The organism is Mixta sp. Marseille-Q2659 (assembly GCF_940807255.1).
In the GTDB taxonomy this organism is placed as follows: Bacteria; Pseudomonadota; Gammaproteobacteria; order Enterobacterales; family Enterobacteriaceae; genus Mixta.
On sequence record NZ_CALNWY010000010.1, the window covers coordinates 63,052 to 80,206 of the forward strand.

Here is a 17,155-nt window from a genome sequence, read left to right on the forward strand (position 1 = left end):
ATACTTTAACGGCCTATTTACATTGAAGTCTAATTATCAGGTTTCTATGGATTCCCATCAGCGTTTTTCTCGTTTACTGCATCTCACTGCACACGCCTGGCGGCTGGCTATCGATCGTCGCCTGAAGGATAGCGGGCTCAGCATGAACAGCTGGCTGGCCATTGCCACGTTGGCAAGCGAAAGTGAACCTATGACGCAAAAAGCGCTGGCGCAGGTGCTGGGGCTGGAAGAAGCCAGCGTGGTGCCGCTAATTGATCGACTGGTAGCACAGCAGCTTATTGAACGTCAGCAGCCGGAAGAGGATCGACGTAAGCGTCTGCTGCTGGTCACCCGGCAGGGCTCGGCGGTCTTTGAAAAAGTGAAAATTGAGGCGGATCGGCTGCGCGGCGAACTGTTAGCCGATATTGACCCGCGCGATCTGACCGTGGCGCATCGGGTGTTGCAACAGTTGCTGCATAAAACGGAAAGGCTCTGACGTGGCGAAATCGAATCCTTATGCACCGCGCCAGTGGCAGCCGCATGAAAAACCCATGCTGCCTGGTTCGCCTTCCACGCCGATTCATCCCACCAAAAAGCGTATCGCTTTTGGCCTGGTCGGTCTGTTAATTACGTTGACCGGTGCGCTCAGCAATGCGCTGGTAACGGCTAACCTGACTAATTTACAGGGCACCTTTGGCGCCTATACCAATGAGATCGCCTGGCTACCGGCGGTTTACGTGATGGGAAATATTTCTATTAACCTGCTGCTGGTGAAGTTTCGCCAGCAGTTTGGCCTGCGTATCTTTACCGAAGCCTTTTTACTGCTCTATGTGCTGGTGGCCTTTTTCCATCTGTTCGTTAACGATCTCAGCTCGGCAATTATTGTCCGTACCGCGCATGGCATGGTAGCGGCGGCGCTCAGCTCACTGGGCATTTACTACCAGATACAGGCCTGGCCCGCTAAACATCGCCTGAAAGCGCTGGCGATCGGCATCAGCGCCTCCCAGTTGGCGATCCCGCTGGCGCGCCTGTTCTCTTCCGAGTTGTTGCAGCTGGAAGAGTGGCGCGGGCTTTATCTGTTTGAACTGGGGCTGGCGCTGGTGGCGCTGGGCTGCGTATTTATGCTGAAGCTGCCGCCCAGCGATCGCAGCAAAGTCTTCGAGAAAATGGACTTCGTCACCTTTATGCTGATGGCGCCAGGCATGGCGCTGCTGTGCGGCGTACTGTCGCTGGGACGAATTGAATGGTGGTTCACAACGCCCTGGCTTGGCATCTGTCTGGCCCTGGCGTTGGCGCTGATTGTCAGCGCAGTGGTGGTGGAGCATAACCGCAAAAATCCGCTAATTAATACGCGCTGGCTTGGCAGTGGCGCGATTATCCGGCTGGGCATTGTGATGATTATGATGCGCATCGTGCTGGCGGAGCAGAACAGCGGCGCCATCGGCTTTTTGCAGCAGGTCGGCCTGCTTAACGATCAGATGCGCGGCCTCGCGCTGGCGATTATTGCTGGCGTGCTGCTGGGCATTACCGCCAGCGCCCTGACGCTGAAGCCCGCCCATCTTAGCTGGCCCATCGTAACCTCACTGCTGATTATGATGGTCGCCTCGCTGATGGACGCGCACGCCAGCCCGGTAACGCGCCCGCACAACATGTATTTCAGCCAGTTTCTGCTCGGCTTCAGCAGCGCCTTCTTTCTGGCGCCCGCCATGCTGCTGGGCATCGGCAGCGTGGTTACGCAGCCAAAAAACCTGGTGAGCTTTGTGGTGCTGTTTGGCATGAGCCAGAATTTAGGCGGTCTTATCGGCTCGGCCATTCTTGGCACCTTTCAGATCTGGCGTGAAAAATATCACTCCAGCCTGTTGGGCGATCAGCTCTCACTGCTCGATCCGAGCGTAACCGAACGCCTTAGCCAGTACAGCGCGCTGTTCAGCAGTCAGCTGGGCGACAGCACCTTACTGAGCGCCCAGGCGACCACACAGCTGCAAACCGTTGCCACTTTGCAGGCCAACGTACTGGCGTGGAACGATACCTATTTACTTACCGCCGGACTGGCGTTCTCCACGCTGGTATGGGTGCTGTATCGTCTGACGCGCCAGCGCATCACTCTTCGACGCCAGCAGCAGCGTGACGCTGCTGCTGCCCAAACGATTCCGGCAACATCAGCAAGCATGGAGAAACAATGAGCCAGCAGGAAGAAGTTAAAGCCGCCGAGCGCGAGCGCAATAACAAATTACGCATTCTCTCTGTCGCCGTCGGCAGCGGCATTGTCATTGTCGGCGTGTTGGTGATCCTTTACGCCTGGCAGCTCTGGCCGTTCACCAGCGCGGTGCAAAGTACGGAAAACGCCTACGTGCGCGGCCAGGTCACCTTTATCAGTCCGCAGGTCAGCGGCTATATCACGGCGGTCAACGTGCAGGATTTACAGCCGGTGCATAAGGGCGACGTGTTGATGACCATTGACGACCGTATTTACCGTCAGCGCGTTGAGCAGGCGAAAGCGCAGCTGGCGATGAAACAGGCGGCGTTAGCCAATAACCAGCAGCAGCGGCGCAGCGCGGAGGCGGTCATTGCGCGCAATCAGGCCGCGCTGGAGAACAGCAAAGCGCAGGCGGCCAAAAGCGGCTTCGATTTAAAACGCGTGGAAAATCTGGTGGCGGATGGTTCGTTATCGATCCGCGAACGCGATGCGGCGCGCGCCGCTAACAGCCAGGCGGTGACGGCGATACAGCAGGCCAAAGCCACGCTTGATGTATCGCGTCAGGATTTGCAGACGGTAATTGTTAACCGCGCCTCGCTGGAGGCGGACGTCACCAATGCCGAGGCGGCCCTGAAGCTGGCGCAAATCGATTTAGACAACACGCGCATTATCGCACCGGAGGATGGACAGCTGGGGCAGATTTCGGTGCGGCGCGGCGGCTATGTTTCGGCAGGTACGCGGCTGACGTCGCTGGTACCGGGACAAAAATGGGTGATCGCCAATATGAAAGAGACGCAGATGGCGGATGTGCGTCCCGGTCTGCCGGTCACCTTCAGCGTGGATGCGCTGAACGGCGCTATTTTCCACGGCGTGGTTGAATATATCTCGCCGGCAGCTGCTTCGGAGTTCAGCGCCATTTCACCCGATAACGCTACCGGCAACTTCGTTAAGATCGCCCAGCGTATTCCGGTGCGTATCAAAATTACCGATGATGCTCAGGCGCGCCTGCGTCCCGGCATGTCGGTGGAAGTGAATATCGATACCGCCGCCCAGCCTGCGGAGCCGCAGTCATGATGCGCGCAAAACCGCTGGTGCTGGCGCTGCTGATCCCGCTGCTGTCTGGCTGCGCTACCGAGGTAGAAAAGGCGCCGACCGCGTTACCGATACCACAGGCGTGGCGTCAACAGGTTGGGCCGTCCGCCGCGCCGGAAGCGAACTGGTGGCGCGCCTTTGCCGATGCGGATTTAAATCGGCTGGTGGAACAGGCGCTGCGTAATAACCCTGATATTCTTACTGCCCGCTCGCGCGTCGATCAATATCGCGCGCAGCTGCGCGCCGCCGCTGGTGATAATTTCCCGACGCTGGACGCGGGCGTTGGTGTAACCCGTGCCCGTACGCTATCGGCAGCGACCGGCGTGCCGCACGACGGCAATGTCTATCAGGGGCTGCTGCAGGCCAATTATGATGTGGATTTATGGGGATCGCGCAGCAGCAGCATCGATGCGGCGCGCGCGTCGCTGGCGGCGCAACAGGCTGCGGCAGCGGCGGCTGAGCTGACTATCGCCACCTCGGTGGCCTCCGGCTATATGACGTTGCTGGCGCTGGATGAACAGCTGCGCGTCACTCAGGCGACGCTGGCAACGCGCGAGAATTCACTGAAGCTGGCGCAGCGCCAGTTCGAGGCGGGTTACACCTCGCGTCTGGAGTGGATGCAGGCCGCCTCGGAATATCAGGCGGCGAAAGCGCAGATCCCACAGCTGTCGCATCAGATTACGCAGCAGGAGAATGCGCTCAGTATCCTGGTCGGGATGAACCCGCGCCATATTGCCCGTCAGTCGCGCTTTGCCCAGGTGATGCCGCAGCGGCTGCCATCGCTGTTGCCGTCGGAGCTGTTGCAGCGGCGACCGGATATCATTCAGGCTCAGCGCCTGCTGCTGGCGGCAGATAATTCACTGGCTTCCTCGCAGGCGCAGCTGCTGCCTTCGCTGAACCTGACCGCTTCCGGCACGTTGCAATCATCGGTGCTGCATCAGCTGGTGGATAATCCTTTTCGGCTGTGGAGCATCGGCGGCAGCGTACTGGCGCCGCTGTTAAACCGCGAGGCGCTGACGGCGCAGGTTGACGTTTCAATGGCCTCGCGCAATCAGGCGCTCTACAGCTATGAAAAAGTGGTGCGCAACGCCTTTAGCGAAGTCAACGATGCGCTGGACGCTATACAGCAGACCCAGGCGCAGTTACAGGAAGTTGAGAAGCAGCAGGAGATTGCCGCCGATACCTTGCGTATCGCCCGTAACCGCTATCAGAACGGCTATGCCTCCTATCTTGATGAGCTGGATGCGCAGCGCACGCTGTTTAGTGCGCAGCTGAATGTGGTGCAACTGAAAAATAACTTGATCCAGGCGCAGATCGACCTTTATCGTGCGCTTGGCGGCGGCTGGCAGCCTTAATATTTCTGCGCCGATGCCGCTTTTGGGCGCGTCGGCGCGCTGCGTTCGCTCACTCGTTGAAGTGTGATTTGCGACCATGGGCCGATCCGTGTTTTTTGTTATCATCAGCGGTGTAAAGGCTGCACAGCGGTTACGGTTTAACCAGGCTGTGCTACACTGAAAAACCGCATTGCAGGAGCAGGGCGGAAGCACTGTTTACGCCCGCTGTGATGATGATAAAAAATGAATGAATCTTTGCCGCCTGAGCCCCCAGAAAGAGAAGAGTTGCCGCATCTTGATGATGCGCAGTTTGCCGTTGTGGTCCTGTTAGTGACCTCTTTAACGCTGATACTCTTCGTTCTTATCGTGACGTTATGGATGTCATAATTCATTCAGCAAGAGGTCCGGTAATTAAATAAGGAGATCGGTGATGGAAACCCGGGACGATAAACTCATCGCATTAATCGGTTTACTCTCTGCCTGCCTGATTGGCGTGGTTTTTCTCTTTACCATGACCTGGATAACCGATATTCGTCGACCGTCGCAGCCGCCGCTGGACGCCCAGTCCTGCTATATGCCGCCCGCTGCCTCTTCTGCGCCCGCCGGGAGCGCCAACAAGCGCCCTTAGTTTTTCCCCCGATTCTGTAATTTGATTTGCTGGCTACGTAACGCCAGCGCCAGCGGCTCATAAACCGTACGGTTGCCGTTAGGATCGGGCAGGCCGAACAGCGGGCCCGGCGATCGGCGATCGTCCGCCCATGCCGGGTATTCCACTACCGGATAGAGCGAAATACCTTCCATCGCTACCCCGCTGTCCAGCGCAAGCTGCACCTCTTCAGTCACGATATTCAGCCAGTTAGTACGCGCCTCACCTTCGGCGCCGGTCTCCGCCAGCAGCATGGGACGCTGATAGCGCTGCCAGACCTCTGCCAGCAGCAAATGCAGCGGTCGCCAGGCGGGATGCGTGACGGTTAAGGGCGAGCCGTCACTGAGCCACTGATTATCGGGATAATAATTTAGCCCAATAATATCCAGCGCCTCCGGGCTGCCGCCCAGTTCCGGGCACTGATTACCGCAGAGCATATCCCAGGCATCGAACTGCGCCAGGTGTTGACGCTGTGCCTCTTCGCGCGCCGCCGCGCTGTTGTCCGCGGGTGCAACATGCACCAGCGGATCGGTCATCACAAAGCGCGCCTGCGGATAAACTTCCCGTATGGCAGCAATGGCGGCCAGGGTAGCGCGCACCAGCTGCTTCTTTAGCGCCAGGCCGCGTCCGCTGGCGTGCGGGTTCAGCCAGGCCACCTCCGCGCCGGCCCATGACCAGAACGAGATTTGATTGATTGGAGTAAAAAAGGGCTGCTCCACCCCCTCGTTGCGCAGCACTTCCGCCATCGCGCCAGCGAAGCGAGCAAAGGCGGTGATGAAATCCTCAGACCAAATATCAATGTGCGTGGGGTAGCCAAAGTGCGCGACTTCCCAGATAACCTGAATGCCATGCTGGTTGGCGGCGTGAATCATCGGCAGAAAAGAGGACCAGTCATATTCGCCCGGCGTTTTTTCGATCAAATACCAGCGCGCGCCGTCGCGTGCAGTCAGCAGTCGATGCTCCACCAGCGCGGCATAATCTTTATATATCAGCATGTCGTGTCCGCTGCTGATAATCATATCGAGACGCTTACCCTCGCCGCGACAGGCGCTGGAGCAGGCGAAGCTGCCCTGGAAAAAGCTGTTAAACAGGGAAGGCTGGTAACGCTGCGGCGATGCGGATGAGGAAGTGATTGGCATGCGGTTCGTCTCCCATAAAAAAGGCAGGCGCGGAACGTTTCGCTAAGTCTAGACTAAAAGACAACCCCGACCTGATTTTCACCGACAATATTGCCAGGGAGATAAAGATGCAGAACAGAATCGAGATTATTCAGGGTGACATTACGCGGCAGCGGGTCGATGCGATTGTTAATGCCGCCAACAGCAGTTTGCTGGGCGGCGGTGGTGTGGATGGCGCGATTCATCGCGCCGCGGGCCCGGCGCTGCTGGCCGAATGTCGTCAACTGGCGGCCAGCCGGGGCGGTTGCGCGACCGGCGACGCGGTGCTGACCGGCGCGGGCAACTTACCGGCGCGCGCGGTCATTCACACCGTCGGCCCGGTCTGGCACGGCGGCCAACAGGGTGAAGCCGCGCTGCTTGCCAGCGCCTATGCCAACAGTCTGCAGCTGGCGGCGGATAACCGTTTCGCCACTGTCGCCTTTCCGGCCATCAGCACCGGCATTTACGGCTATCCTAAAGCAGCGGCGGCGGCGATTGCTTTGCGCACCATTCGGCAGTTTCTGCAGCAGCACGATTATCCGCAGCAGGTCCTGCTGGTCTGCTTTGACGAAGAAAGTTATCGTCTCTACCGCCAGCTATCGGAACAGTCGGATGACGTCAGTGGACGAGAGCGTCAATAATAATTATCAGGCTTATAAGGAAAGGAAAAATAATGGCTGAAGCGCTTTACCCGCAGGATAACGTTAACCCTGCAGACAGCCGGACTCGACTTGCCAGGGCAGTAAAACCCCGTACCGTTCAACATCCTCAACACAGCGGCCTGCATCCTCTGAGCGACGGGCTTGATGCTTTCGCCGCTCGCTATCAACTGTTGTCGATGGCGGAAGAGCGGATCGATATTCAGTATTACATCTGGCAAAACGATATGTCCGGCCGCTTGCTGTTTATTGCGCTGCTGGAAGCGGCCGATCGCGGCGTACAGGTGCGTCTGCTGCTGGATGACAATAACACCATGGGACTGGATAAAACGCTGAGCGAACTGAATCGCCATCCAAATATCGAGGTTCGGCTGTTTAATCCGTTCTCTTTTCGCACGCTACGCGCGCTGGGTTACCTTAGCGATTTTGCCCGCCTGAACCGGCGTATGCACAACAAAAGCATTATCGTTGACGATATGGTCACTATCGTTGGGGGCCGCAATATTGGCGACGAATATTTCGGCGCGGGCACACAGCCGCTGTTTTCTGACCTTGACGTTATGGCAATAGGGCCGGTGGTGGAAGAGGTTGCGGAGGATTTTGAGCGCTACTGGCACAGCGGGGCGGTTAAAGCCTTTACGGCCGTGGTGGATGATGCGCCCGATGATTCACGTGCTGCGGTAACCTTGCCGGAAGCGTGGCGCGACAGCGAACAGGTGCAGCGCTATATGCAGCGTCTTCAAACGTGCGGCTATGTGTCACAGCTGGACAACGGCGAGCTGGAGATGATCTGGGCGCCGGCGCGCTTACTGAGCGACGATCCGCGCAAGGGACTCGGCAAGGCGCGGCGCAGTACGCTGCTGCCGCAGCGCATGATCGAGATCATTGGGCGTCCGCAGCAGCAGTTCGATATTATTTCCGCCTATTTCGTGCCGACGCGCGCGGGCGTGGCGCAACTGCTGACACTGGTGCGCAGCGGCGTAAAGATAGCCATTCTGACCAATTCGCTGGCCGCTAACGATGTCTCGGTGGTTCACGCCGGGTATGCCAAATGGCGCAAAAAGCTGCTGCGGCATGGCGTTAAACTTTATGAGCTAAAACCGCAGGCCAGCGGCGAAGAGAAGCCGCACGATCGCGGCCTGACCGGTAACTCTGGTTCCAGCCTGCATGCCAAAACCTTCAGCGTCGATAATGAGAAAGTCTTTATCGGCTCGTTTAATTTCGATCCGCGTTCGGCGGTATTAAATACTGAAATGGGATTGCTGATCGAAAGCGAAGTGCTGGCGGGCAATATTCATCAGCGCTTTGTGGAAGAGATGCGCGAACGTGCCTGGACGTTGCGGCTCGACAAATGGGGCCGGGTAAACTGGGTGGAATATGAAGGCGAGCCGGGCGAGATCGTTCATAAACATGAGCCGAAAACGCGCTTCTATCAGCGTCTGCTGGTGCGCCTGGTCTGGCATTTACCGGTAGAGTGGCTGCTGTAGCGGACGTCCGTGCCCGCTGAGGCTTATGGCTGCGGGCGCGCCTTCTTCCCGGAGAAGAAAGCGCAGCAGCGGATGCGCAGATGGATTTCGTACAGAATAAAGGCGATGCCGAAGACAAACATCAGGCCGGCGAGGAAGCCCAGCGCATTGTTATGAATATGCGGCGTGATAAAAATGCCGTACAGCAGCGTTAGCGGATGATGTACCAGATAGATAAACAGCGAGGCATTCACCAGCCAGGTAATGCGCGGCGAATGCGCATTCAGAAAACGGTGACCGAAGGCGAACACCACGTTAACCATCCACAGGCCCATCAGCATCGAAACCACCGCATCGATTTCGTACATCCAGCCTTCGCCGCTGCTGTAACGCTGGTTAGCCATATAGGCGAAAAATGCCAGCACGGCGCCCGCCAGCGTCCAGGGATTAAAACGCACAAAGCGCGCCTTCAGCGCCGGATTGCGCCAGGCTAAGGCGCCCAGGCAGAAGAAGGGCAGGTAAAACAGCGTCTGCATAACGGCAAAGTTAAACAGGCCATCGGTCAGCAGCGCGGGCTGAAACAGAAAAATCAGACGGCGCACTACGCACCAGCACAGGCTGTAAAACAGTATCGCCAGCGTTAATGTCAGCCAGCCGGGCGCGGCGATCTCGCCTTTTTCCTGCCTGCGCAGACGATGAAACAGCCACAGTCCGAGTGTCGTAAAAATAACCAGCACCAGTAAAAACCACAGGTGCGAAATTAACTCCCAAACTAACGTATTATATTTGTCATAAAGAGAGAAACTCGACCAGCCTGGGATTTTTCCTGTCCATGCTTTGAGCATAAAGAACTGCGGCAGCGTAATCAGCGGAATAGCGCTGAGCATTGGAATGCCGACGCGCTCCACACGTACTTTCCACCACTCCTTTGGCGCATAGCGCAAATAGAGCATATAAGAAAAGTAACCGGATATGACAAAAAACACCTGCATACGAAAGGCGTGAATAAAGTCATTAAATACGGTTAGCCAAAGCGTAGGCTCCGCGCTGTTAACGGACCACTGGTGGCTGGAATAAATAAGAGAAACATGAAAAGGAACGCCAAGTAGCATCAGATAAGCGCGAATGGAATCGAGAAAATATTCACGCGGCTGGGATTTTGTACGCATAGTCATCCAGTTTTAGTACGTTTTATATACCGGCTCGCCCTGAACCTGACAAAAGTAAGCGCTTTACTTTACCGGAACGGGAACCAATATAATATCAGTCGATTCTGTAACAGAAGAACAACGCAGGGTTAAGTCCTGAGGGCAGGGAAAATGGGAACAAAACAACTGGCATACTGTCGGAAAACGGAATAATCCATTAATATGGATGGGATTGATTTAAGCACACGAAAGGGGGGGATGTGCTGATTACTAACAAAAATAAATCGGGACTGAAAAAACTGCACTGGGTTAGTGCGGCAGTTCTGTTTGCCTTGTATGCCAACACCAGTTGGGCTTTTAGCATTGATGATGTCGCAAAAGAGGCAAAATCGTTAGCAGGAAAAAGTTTTGAAGCACCGAAGAGCAATTTGCCCTCTCAATTTCGTGACATGAAATATGCTGACTATCAGCAGATCCAGTTTAATCACGATAAAGCCTGGTGGCATCAGCTGAAAACGCCATTCAAGCTGGAGTTCTATCATCAGGGCATGTATTTCGATATGCCGGTGAAACTTAATGAAGTCACGGCCAATACGGTACGGGAAATCAAATATAACCCGGAATATTTTAATTTCGGCAATGTGCAGCACGATCCGGAAACCATTAAAAACCTCGGTTTTGCCGGTTTTAAAGTGCTTTACCCGTTAAACGCGAAAGGCAAAAACGACGAAATTACCAGCTTCCTCGGTGCCAGCTATTTCCGCGTTATCGGTGGCGGCCAGGTTTATGGTCTCTCCTCGCGCGGACTGGCGATCGATACCGCGCTGCCTTCCGGGGAAGAGTTCCCGCGCTTCCGCGAATTCTGGATTGAACGTCCGAAGCCGCAGGATAAGCAACTGGTGATTTATGCGCTGCTTGACTCCCCGCGCGCAACCGGTGCCTACCGCTTTGTGCTGCGTCCGGGCGCGGACACCAATGTGGACGTGCAGGCGAAAGTCTACCTGCGCGACAAAGTCGGCAAGCTGGGCGTCGCGCCGCTCACCAGTATGTTCCTCTATGGCCCGAATCAGCCTTCTCCGATAGTCAACTATCGCCCGTCGCTGCATGATTCCAATGGTCTGTCGATCCATGCCGGCAACGGCGAATGGATCTGGCGTCCGCTGAACAATCCGCGTCATCTGGCGGTCAGCACCTTTACCGTGGAAAGCCCGAAAGGGTTTGGCCTGCTGCAACGCGGACGCGAATTTAGCCAGTATCAGGATCTCGACGACCGTTACGATCTGCGCCCAAGCGGCTGGATCGAGCCGCAGGGCGACTGGGGTAAAGGTCGCGTTGAGCTGGTGGAAATTCCAACGGCGGATGAAACCAACGATAATATCGTCGCCTTCTGGACCCCGGAGAACCTGCCGGATCCGGGTAAGGAAATGAACTTTAAATACCGTCTGCACTTTACCCGTAATGAGGACCAGCTGCATTCGCCGGAAACGGCGTGGGTGAAAAGCACGCTGCGTTCAACCGGCGATGTGAAACAGTCGAACCTGGTACGTCAGCCTGACGGCACACTCGCCTTCTTGGTGGATTTTGTCGGCCAGGATATGAGCAAGCTGGCGGATAATACGCCGGTAACGCCGCAGGTCAGCATCGGCAATAACGGCGAGATTGTGGAACAGAACGTGCGTTACAATCCGGTGACCAAAGGCTGGCGCTTAACGCTGCGTATTCGCGTGAAAGATGCCAAGCAGCCGACCGAAATGCGCGCCGCACTGGTTAACGGTGATAAAGCGCTGACGGAAACATGGAGCTATCAGTTGCCTGCCAATGAATAAATCAATTTTAACTCCAGCTGACTATATCGACGCGCTGCCGCTCACGCCGGAAGGCAAAGCGGCGCTGGCGCCTGACCTGCCCGCCCAGGAGGCGGGCGGCGATGTTTACAGTAGATTGCATCAACAGCTGGGCCAGGGTGGCCCGGCGGAAGCGCGTCCTGATGATGCGCCGCTGACCTCGGTAAAATCGCGTATTGAAATGAGCTGGCCGGACTCACTGGACGGCGGCAAACAGTTTGGCGAGGATTATCAGGGGCGCACTACGCTAAAGGCGATGCCGCCGGTAAAGCGTTCGCTGATGTTCCCCGAAGCCTGGCGCACCAACCCGCTGGCGCGCGCCTGGGATTCGCTGCGCGGCCGCAAATCGACGCCGCGCTACGCCTCAGCCGAAGAGCAGCGCCAGGAAGATAAATGGCGTCACGTCGGCTCGATCCGTCGCTATATCCTGTTACTGCTGACCATCGTTCAGACGGTGATCGCCACCTGGTATATGAAGACCATTCTGCCTTACCAGGGCTGGGCGCTGATCGATCCGATGGATATGCTGAATCAGAACTGGCAGCAATCGCTGTTGCAGCTGCTGCCCTATGTGCTGCAAACCGGCATTCTGTTCCTGTTCGCCATTCTGTTCTGCTGGGTCTCCGCGGGCTTCTGGACGGCGCTGATGGGCTTTTTACAGCTGCTAATTGGGCGCGATAAGTACAGCATCTCTTATACGCTCACCGGCAATGAGCCGATCGATCCTAACCATCGTACCGCGCTGATTATGCCTATCTGTAACGAGGACGTAGAGCGCGTCTTCGCTGGGTTGCGCGCCACCTGGGAATCGGTGGTTCGCAGCGGCGAAAGCGAGCATTTCGATGTCTATATCCTCAGCGACAGCTACGACGCCGATATCGCCATGGCCGAGCAGAAAGCCTGGATGGAACTGGTGCGCGATGTCGGCGGGGCAGGGAAGATCTTCTATCGCCGCCGCCGCCGCCGCGTGAAGCGTAAAAGCGGTAACATCGATGACTTCTGCCGCCGCTGGGGCAGCCAGTACAGCTATATGGTAGTGCTGGATGCGGATAGCGTGATGAGCGGCGAATGTCTGACCGGTCTGGTGCGCATGATGGAAGCGAATCCGAACGCCGGTATCATTCAGTCTTCGCCGAAAGCCTCCGGCATGGATACGCTCTATGCGCGCTGTCAGCAGTTTGCCACGCGCGTTTACGGGCCGCTGTTCACCGCTGGATTACACTTCTGGCAGCTGGGCGAATCACATTATTGGGGCCACAACGCCATTATCCGCGTGAAGCCGTTTATCGAACACTGTGCGCTGGCGCCGCTGCCGGGTGAAGGTTCGTTTGCCGGATCGATTCTTTCCCATGACTTCGTGGAGGCCGCGCTAATGCGTCGCGCCGGCTGGGGCGTGTGGATTGCTTACGATCTGCCCGGCTCGTATGAAGAGCTGCCGCCGAACCTGCTGGATGAGCTGAAGCGCGACCGCCGCTGGTGTCACGGCAACCTGATGAATTTCCGTCTGTTCCTGGTAAAAGGCATGCACCCGGTACACCGCGCGGTGTTCCTGACCGGCGTAATGTCTTATCTGTCCGCGCCGCTGTGGTTCCTGTTCCTCGCGCTTTCCACCGCGCTGCAGGTAGTGCATACGCTGATGGAGCCGCAGTACTTCCTGCAGCCGCGTCAGCTGTTCCCGGTCTGGCCGCAGTGGCGACCCGAACTGGCGATTGCGCTGTTCTCAACCACGCTGGTGCTGCTGTTCCTGCCGAAGCTGCTGAGCGTGGTGCTGATCTGGTGCAAGGGCGCGAAAAGCTACGGCGGCGCGCTGCGCCTGCTGCTGTCGATGCTGCTGGAGATGTTGTTCTCGGTGCTGCTGGCGCCGGTGCGCATGCTGTTCCATACCGTGTTCGTGGTCAGCGCCTTCCTCGGCTGGGAAGTGGTGTGGAACTCGCCGCAGCGTGACGACGACGCGACGCCGTGGCGCGAAGCGTTTCGTCGCCACGGTTCACAGATGCTGCTGGGTATCGTCTGGGCCGTCGGCATGGGCTGGCTGGATCTCAACTTCCTCTGGTGGCTGGCGCCGATTGTTTTCTCGCTGATCCTGTCGCCGTTTGTATCGGTGATCTCCAGCCGGGCAAGCAACGGACTGGCAACCCGGCGCGCGAAGCTGTTCCTGATCCCGGAAGAGTATGCGCCGCCGAAAGAGCTGGTGGATACCGATAGCTATCTGCAGCTGAACCGCGAGCGCGCGCTGAAACATGGCTTTATGCATGCGCTGTTCCATCCGTCATTTAATGCCCTGGCGACCGCGATGGCGACGTCACGTCACCTGAAAAGCGATCTGCTGGATCATGCCCGCGATCGTCGTGTCGAGCATGCGCTGAGCGACGCACCGGCGAAGCTGAGCCGTGATGAGCGTTTAGCGCTGCTTAGCGATCCGGTTACGCTGGCGCGCCTGCACTATCGCCTGTGGCAGGATGCGGAGAAATATCATGAGTGGCTCGATTATTACCGCACGTTGCAACTCAATCCGCTGGCGTTAGCCACGGCAAAATAAATCAGGCGGCCTGCGGGCCGCTTTTTTTATCCGTCGTATCCGCTTTACGCTACTTTTACCTTTATGCGCCGCACCAGTGCGCGCAAAGCAGCCAGAATGTCGCAGGTTTAGTTTGAGAGGTGTAGGTTGAAAAAAGGATTACGCAGCGCGTTGGCGCTGACGCTGGTAATGATGTTAACCGGCTGCGGCAGTATTATCAGCCGCACCGTGCCCGGACAGGGAAACGGCAATCAATATTATCCCGGCGTACAGTGGGATGTGCGCGACACGCCGTGGCGCTTTCTGACCATTATCGACGTGCCGCTGTCGGCCCTGCTGGATACGCTGCTGCTTCCGGTGGATGCGCACCACGGGCCCTATGAATAACTGATGGCTTACCAGCGGTCAGATTCGTTATTGCTGCCGCTGTCTTCCCACTCCTGCGCTACCGCTTCGCCTTCTTCGGTATCCAGCGGCGGCTCCAGCTGAAATTCGCCTTCATCCCATTCGTGCAGCGTGTTTTCCGGCATCCATTCCTGGCGCAGTTCAACCTCATCGAAATCGCCATCAAAAATCGCCTGCGCCGCTTCGCCGGTGCGGATCGGCGAAAGCTCGCCATCGTCGCTTTCATCGGCCAGGAATTCCGCCTGCCACATGATTTCACCATCCTGCATCACATACTTTTGCAGGTTGAATTGGCCGATGGAAATCTCATCATCATCCAGATCCGGGTTATTCGCCATGAACTCTTCGCGGGCGTTATCGATAGCTTCTTCCAGTGTGCTAAACATGCTCATCAGTCTCTCCTTAATCTCCTCGGGGATGGTTTCAGGAAAGAATAGACGAAGATTTGCGACGGTATGGGGTGAGGGAAGAAAAAACTGCGTTAAGCGGAGAAAAACTGACCCTTTCGCTCCGGGGCGAAGCGAAAGGGGAAACGGCACTTAGTAGAGCTTCTCTTTACCCGGCGGACGGGTTTTAAAACGGCGATGGAGCCACATATATTGTTCTGGCGCCATCAGAATCGCATCTTCAACGATCTTATTCATGCGGGCGGCGGTCGCTTCTTCACTGTCCGTGGGTATATCCTCAACGCTCGGCAGAACAATCAGCTCATAACCTTTGCCGTGCGGCAGGCGACGCGGCACGAATGGGATGACTGCCGGTTTGCCGGTGCGGATCAGCATATAGCTGCCTTTGGTGGAGGCAGCATCTGGCACGGCGAAAAAGGGCACAAACACGCTGCTCTTCGGGCCGTAATCATGATCGGGCGCATACCAGATAATCTCGCCCGTCTTCAGCGCGCGGATCATTCCTTTCAGGTCCTTACGATCGATCATGCTTTTATTGGATCGCATGCGGCCCCAGGTTTGCAGCCAGTCAATCAGCGGGTTGTCATTGGGACGATAGACGCCGATGCCCGGATTAAGCATGCCGAACATGCGCGCGCCCAACTCCAGCGTCAGGAAGTGCATTCCGATCAGCAATACGCCTTTTTGCTCGCGCTTTGCCTGTTGAATATGTTCATTGCCAAAGCCGGTAAACCATTTGCGCACCCGCCAGTCTGGCCAGAACCAGGCGATGCCGGTTTCCAGTAAACCCATGCCGACAGATTCAAAATTGCGCTTTACCAGCGCCTCGCGCTCGGCGGTCGGCATATCGGGAAAACAGAGTTCAATATTGCGACGGGCAATGGCCGCGCGTCGCTTCATAAAACGCATCGACAGACGACCTAAACCGCAACCGAGACGATACAGCACCGGATAAGGCAGCAGAACAATAAGATAAAGCAGGCCAATACCAAGCCAGAGTAACCAGTAACGCGGACGCAGCAGTTCGCGAGAAAATTGGGGCAACTGAGTCATGTTCTTCCAGTTTGTTCGTTGCGGCAGAGAGAAAAGGCCGCAGTGTCCAGTTTAAGGGGCGTATTGTGCCACTTTTTTACTTCTGGCTGAAAGAGTGATGTCAGCCATGTAAAACGGCAGCGCATCAATTGCGCTGCCGGAAGGATTAAAGATTAAACAACCCTTTTACTTCGTGCGGTTCGCAGCGCCAGTATTGCGGCGGCGCCTGCACTTTCACCAGCTCGGCGGCGGCGTGCCACGGCCAGCGCGGATCGTAAAGCATGGCGCGCGCCAGCGCGATGGCATCGGCCTGGCCGCTGGTCAGGATCGATTCCGCCTGCTGCGCCTCGGTAATCAGACCCACAGCAATGACCGGCATGGTGGTCATGGCCGCCTTAATGCCGGCGGCAAAGGGCACCTGGTAATTCGGACCGACGCTGATCTGCTGCTGCGGCGACAGGCCGCCGCTGGAGACGTGAATATAGTCGCAGCCCGCCGCTTCCAGCGCCTTGCTCAGCGCGATGGATTGTGCTTCATCCCAGCCGCCTTCCACCCAGTCTGAGGCGGAAATACGCACGCCCACCGCTTTATCACGCGGGAAAACACGACGCACTTCATCGTAAATTTCCAGCACCAGGCGCATGCGGTTTTCGAGCGAGCCGCCATATTCATCGTCACGCTGGTTGGACAGCGGGGAGAGGAACTGATGCAGCAGGTAGCCGTGCGCGGCATGAATTTCCACCAGCTCAAAGCCCAGCCGATCGGCGCGGATGGCGCTGTCGATAAAGGCCTGTTTAATCTCGGCGATACGCGCTTTGGTCAACGCCAGCGGAGCGCCGTCGTTTTCGCTGTAAGGCAGCGCCGAAGGGGCAGAGGTTTGCCAGCCGCCCTGCTGTGGCGTTAAAAAGCCGCCGCCGCGCCAGGGCACGTCGCAGGAGGCTTTGCGTCCGGCATGGCCCAGCTGGATCCCCAGCGGCATGGTTGCGTAGCGTTTCACATCATTGATGGTTTCCGCCAGCGCCTGCTCGGTTTCATCATCCCACAGGCCAAGATCCTGCGGCGTAATGCGGCCAGCCGCTTCCACGGCAGTCGCTTCGATGATCAGCAGTCCGGCGCCAGAAAGGGATAAGTGTCCCAAATGAATACGATGCCAGGGCGTGGCTTTACCCTGTTCCGCCGAGTACTGGCACATGGGGGCAATAATGATGCGGTTGCTGAGTGAGAGCTTACCCAACTGCATTGGCGTAAATAGCTGACTCATCTTATTCTCC

Annotated in this window: 15 protein-coding genes; 10 read left to right on the forward strand and 5 right to left on the reverse strand. The window is 57.0% G+C overall.

The annotated features are described in order from the left end of the window. The first annotated feature begins 46 nt into the window (after positions 1–46). The 5 genes from P3C52_RS09595 (at position 47) to P3C52_RS09615 (ending at position 5,230) form a co-directional block, all read left to right on the forward strand. The gene (locus P3C52_RS09595; protein WP_275554782.1) at positions 47–475 is read left to right on the forward strand and encodes a MarR family transcriptional regulator; all 429 of its coding nucleotides are present in this window, start codon (positions 47–49) and stop codon (positions 473–475) included. Position 476: 1 nt separating this feature from the next. Beyond that, a complete protein-coding gene (locus tag P3C52_RS09600; RefSeq protein ID WP_275554783.1) occupies positions 477–2,162 on the forward strand; it encodes an MFS transporter in 1,686 nt (561 codons plus the stop codon). Then, a complete protein-coding gene (locus P3C52_RS09605; protein WP_275554784.1) occupies positions 2,159–3,250 on the forward strand; it encodes an HlyD family secretion protein in 1,092 nt (363 codons plus the stop codon). Before P3C52_RS09600 ends, P3C52_RS09605 begins: the two co-directional genes overlap by 4 nt. Then, positions 3,250–4,623: an efflux transporter outer membrane subunit gene (locus P3C52_RS09610; protein ID WP_275554842.1), complete on the forward strand. Its 1,374-nt coding sequence runs from the start codon at positions 3,250–3,252 to the stop codon at positions 4,621–4,623. The genes P3C52_RS09605 and P3C52_RS09610 overlap by 1 nt, the downstream gene beginning before the upstream one ends. A gap of 409 nt (positions 4,624–5,032) precedes the next feature. After that, entirely contained in the window at positions 5,033–5,230 is a 198-nt protein-coding gene (locus P3C52_RS09615) for a hypothetical protein (RefSeq protein ID WP_275554843.1), read from the forward strand. On the opposite strand, the gene P3C52_RS09620 is transcribed toward P3C52_RS09615, so the two are convergent. Then, complete coding sequence (locus P3C52_RS09620) at positions 5,227–6,387, reverse strand: beta-glucosidase (RefSeq protein WP_275554785.1); 1,161 nt, start codon at positions 6,385–6,387, stop codon at positions 5,227–5,229. The two genes, P3C52_RS09615 and P3C52_RS09620, sit on opposite strands and share 4 nt — an antisense overlap. Before the next feature lie 107 nt (positions 6,388–6,494). Here P3C52_RS09620 and ymdB point away from each other — a divergent pair, with 107 nt between their 5' ends. Next, positions 6,495–7,046 (forward strand): O-acetyl-ADP-ribose deacetylase, encoded by a 552-nt coding sequence (ymdB, locus tag P3C52_RS09625; protein WP_275554786.1) that lies wholly within the window; start codon positions 6,495–6,497, stop codon positions 7,044–7,046. 32 nt (positions 7,047–7,078) lie between these two features. Next, a complete protein-coding gene (locus P3C52_RS09630; RefSeq protein WP_275554787.1) occupies positions 7,079–8,551 on the forward strand; it encodes a phospholipase D family protein in 1,473 nt (490 codons plus the stop codon). 23 nt (positions 8,552–8,574) lie between these two features. Here the strand turns inward: P3C52_RS09630 and mdoC are convergent, their stop codons facing one another. Further along, positions 8,575–9,699, reverse strand: coding sequence for a glucans biosynthesis protein MdoC (mdoC, locus tag P3C52_RS09635; RefSeq protein WP_275554788.1), 1,125 nt, complete (start codon positions 9,697–9,699; stop codon positions 8,575–8,577). Positions 9,700–9,968: 269 nt separating this feature from the next. On the opposite strand from mdoC, the gene P3C52_RS09640 reads away from it, so the two are divergent. The 3 genes from P3C52_RS09640 to P3C52_RS09650 all read left to right on the forward strand — a co-directional run bounded on the left by P3C52_RS09640 (position 9,969) and on the right by P3C52_RS09650 (position 14,427). Further along, positions 9,969–11,504 (forward strand): glucan biosynthesis protein G, encoded by a 1,536-nt coding sequence (locus P3C52_RS09640; RefSeq protein WP_275554844.1) that lies wholly within the window; start codon positions 9,969–9,971, stop codon positions 11,502–11,504. Then, a complete protein-coding gene (gene mdoH, locus P3C52_RS09645; RefSeq protein ID WP_275554789.1) occupies positions 11,497–14,061 on the forward strand; it encodes a glucans biosynthesis glucosyltransferase MdoH in 2,565 nt (854 codons plus the stop codon). The genes P3C52_RS09640 and mdoH overlap by 8 nt, the downstream gene beginning before the upstream one ends. A 126-nt stretch (positions 14,062–14,187) precedes the next feature. After that, complete coding sequence (locus P3C52_RS09650; protein WP_275554790.1) at positions 14,188–14,427, forward strand: YceK/YidQ family lipoprotein; 240 nt, start codon at positions 14,188–14,190, stop codon at positions 14,425–14,427. 8 nt (positions 14,428–14,435) lie between these two features. On the opposite strand, the gene P3C52_RS09655 is transcribed toward P3C52_RS09650, so the two are convergent. The 3 genes from P3C52_RS09655 to P3C52_RS09665 form a co-directional block, all read right to left on the reverse strand. Beyond that, positions 14,436–14,837: a MysB family protein gene (locus P3C52_RS09655; RefSeq protein WP_275554791.1), complete on the reverse strand. Its 402-nt coding sequence runs from the start codon at positions 14,835–14,837 to the stop codon at positions 14,436–14,438. A 147-nt stretch (positions 14,838–14,984) separates the two neighbouring features. After that, entirely contained in the window at positions 14,985–15,905 is a 921-nt protein-coding gene (locus tag P3C52_RS09660) for a Kdo(2)-lipid IV(A) acyltransferase (RefSeq protein WP_275554792.1), read from the reverse strand. A gap of 145 nt (positions 15,906–16,050) precedes the next feature. Further along, positions 16,051–17,145, reverse strand: a complete 1,095-nt coding sequence (locus P3C52_RS09665; protein WP_275554793.1) for an NADH:flavin oxidoreductase/NADH oxidase — start codon at positions 17,143–17,145, stop codon at positions 16,051–16,053. Positions 17,146–17,155 lie beyond the last annotated feature (10 nt).

Bases quoted from the DNA above. Each gene is read 5' to 3' on its own strand.
- P3C52_RS09595 (WP_275554782.1), top strand. From the start codon at position 47: ATGGATTCCCATCAGCGTTTTTCTCGTTTACTGCATCTCACTGCACAC.
- P3C52_RS09605 (WP_275554784.1), top strand. From the start codon at position 2,159: ATGAGCCAGCAGGAAGAAGTTAAAGCCGCCGAGCGCGAGCGCAATAAC.
- P3C52_RS09610 (WP_275554842.1), top strand. From the start codon at position 3,250: ATGCGCGCAAAACCGCTGGTGCTGGCGCTGCTGATCCCGCTGCTGTCT.
- P3C52_RS09615 (WP_275554843.1), top strand. From the start codon at position 5,033: ATGGAAACCCGGGACGATAAACTCATCGCATTAATCGGTTTACTCTCT.
- P3C52_RS09620 (WP_275554785.1), bottom strand. From the start codon at position 6,387: ATGCCAATCACTTCCTCATCCGCATCGCCGCAGCGTTACCAGCCTTCC.
- ymdB (WP_275554786.1), top strand. From the start codon at position 6,495: ATGCAGAACAGAATCGAGATTATTCAGGGTGACATTACGCGGCAGCGG.
- P3C52_RS09630 (WP_275554787.1), top strand. From the start codon at position 7,079: ATGGCTGAAGCGCTTTACCCGCAGGATAACGTTAACCCTGCAGACAGC.
- mdoC (WP_275554788.1), bottom strand. From the start codon at position 9,699: ATGCGTACAAAATCCCAGCCGCGTGAATATTTTCTCGATTCCATTCGC.
- mdoH (WP_275554789.1), top strand. From the start codon at position 11,497: ATGAATAAATCAATTTTAACTCCAGCTGACTATATCGACGCGCTGCCG.
- P3C52_RS09655 (WP_275554791.1), bottom strand. From the start codon at position 14,837: ATGAGCATGTTTAGCACACTGGAAGAAGCTATCGATAACGCCCGCGAA.
- P3C52_RS09660 (WP_275554792.1), bottom strand. From the start codon at position 15,905: ATGACTCAGTTGCCCCAATTTTCTCGCGAACTGCTGCGTCCGCGTTAC.
- P3C52_RS09665 (WP_275554793.1), bottom strand. From the start codon at position 17,145: ATGAGTCAGCTATTTACGCCAATGCAGTTGGGTAAGCTCTCACTCAGC.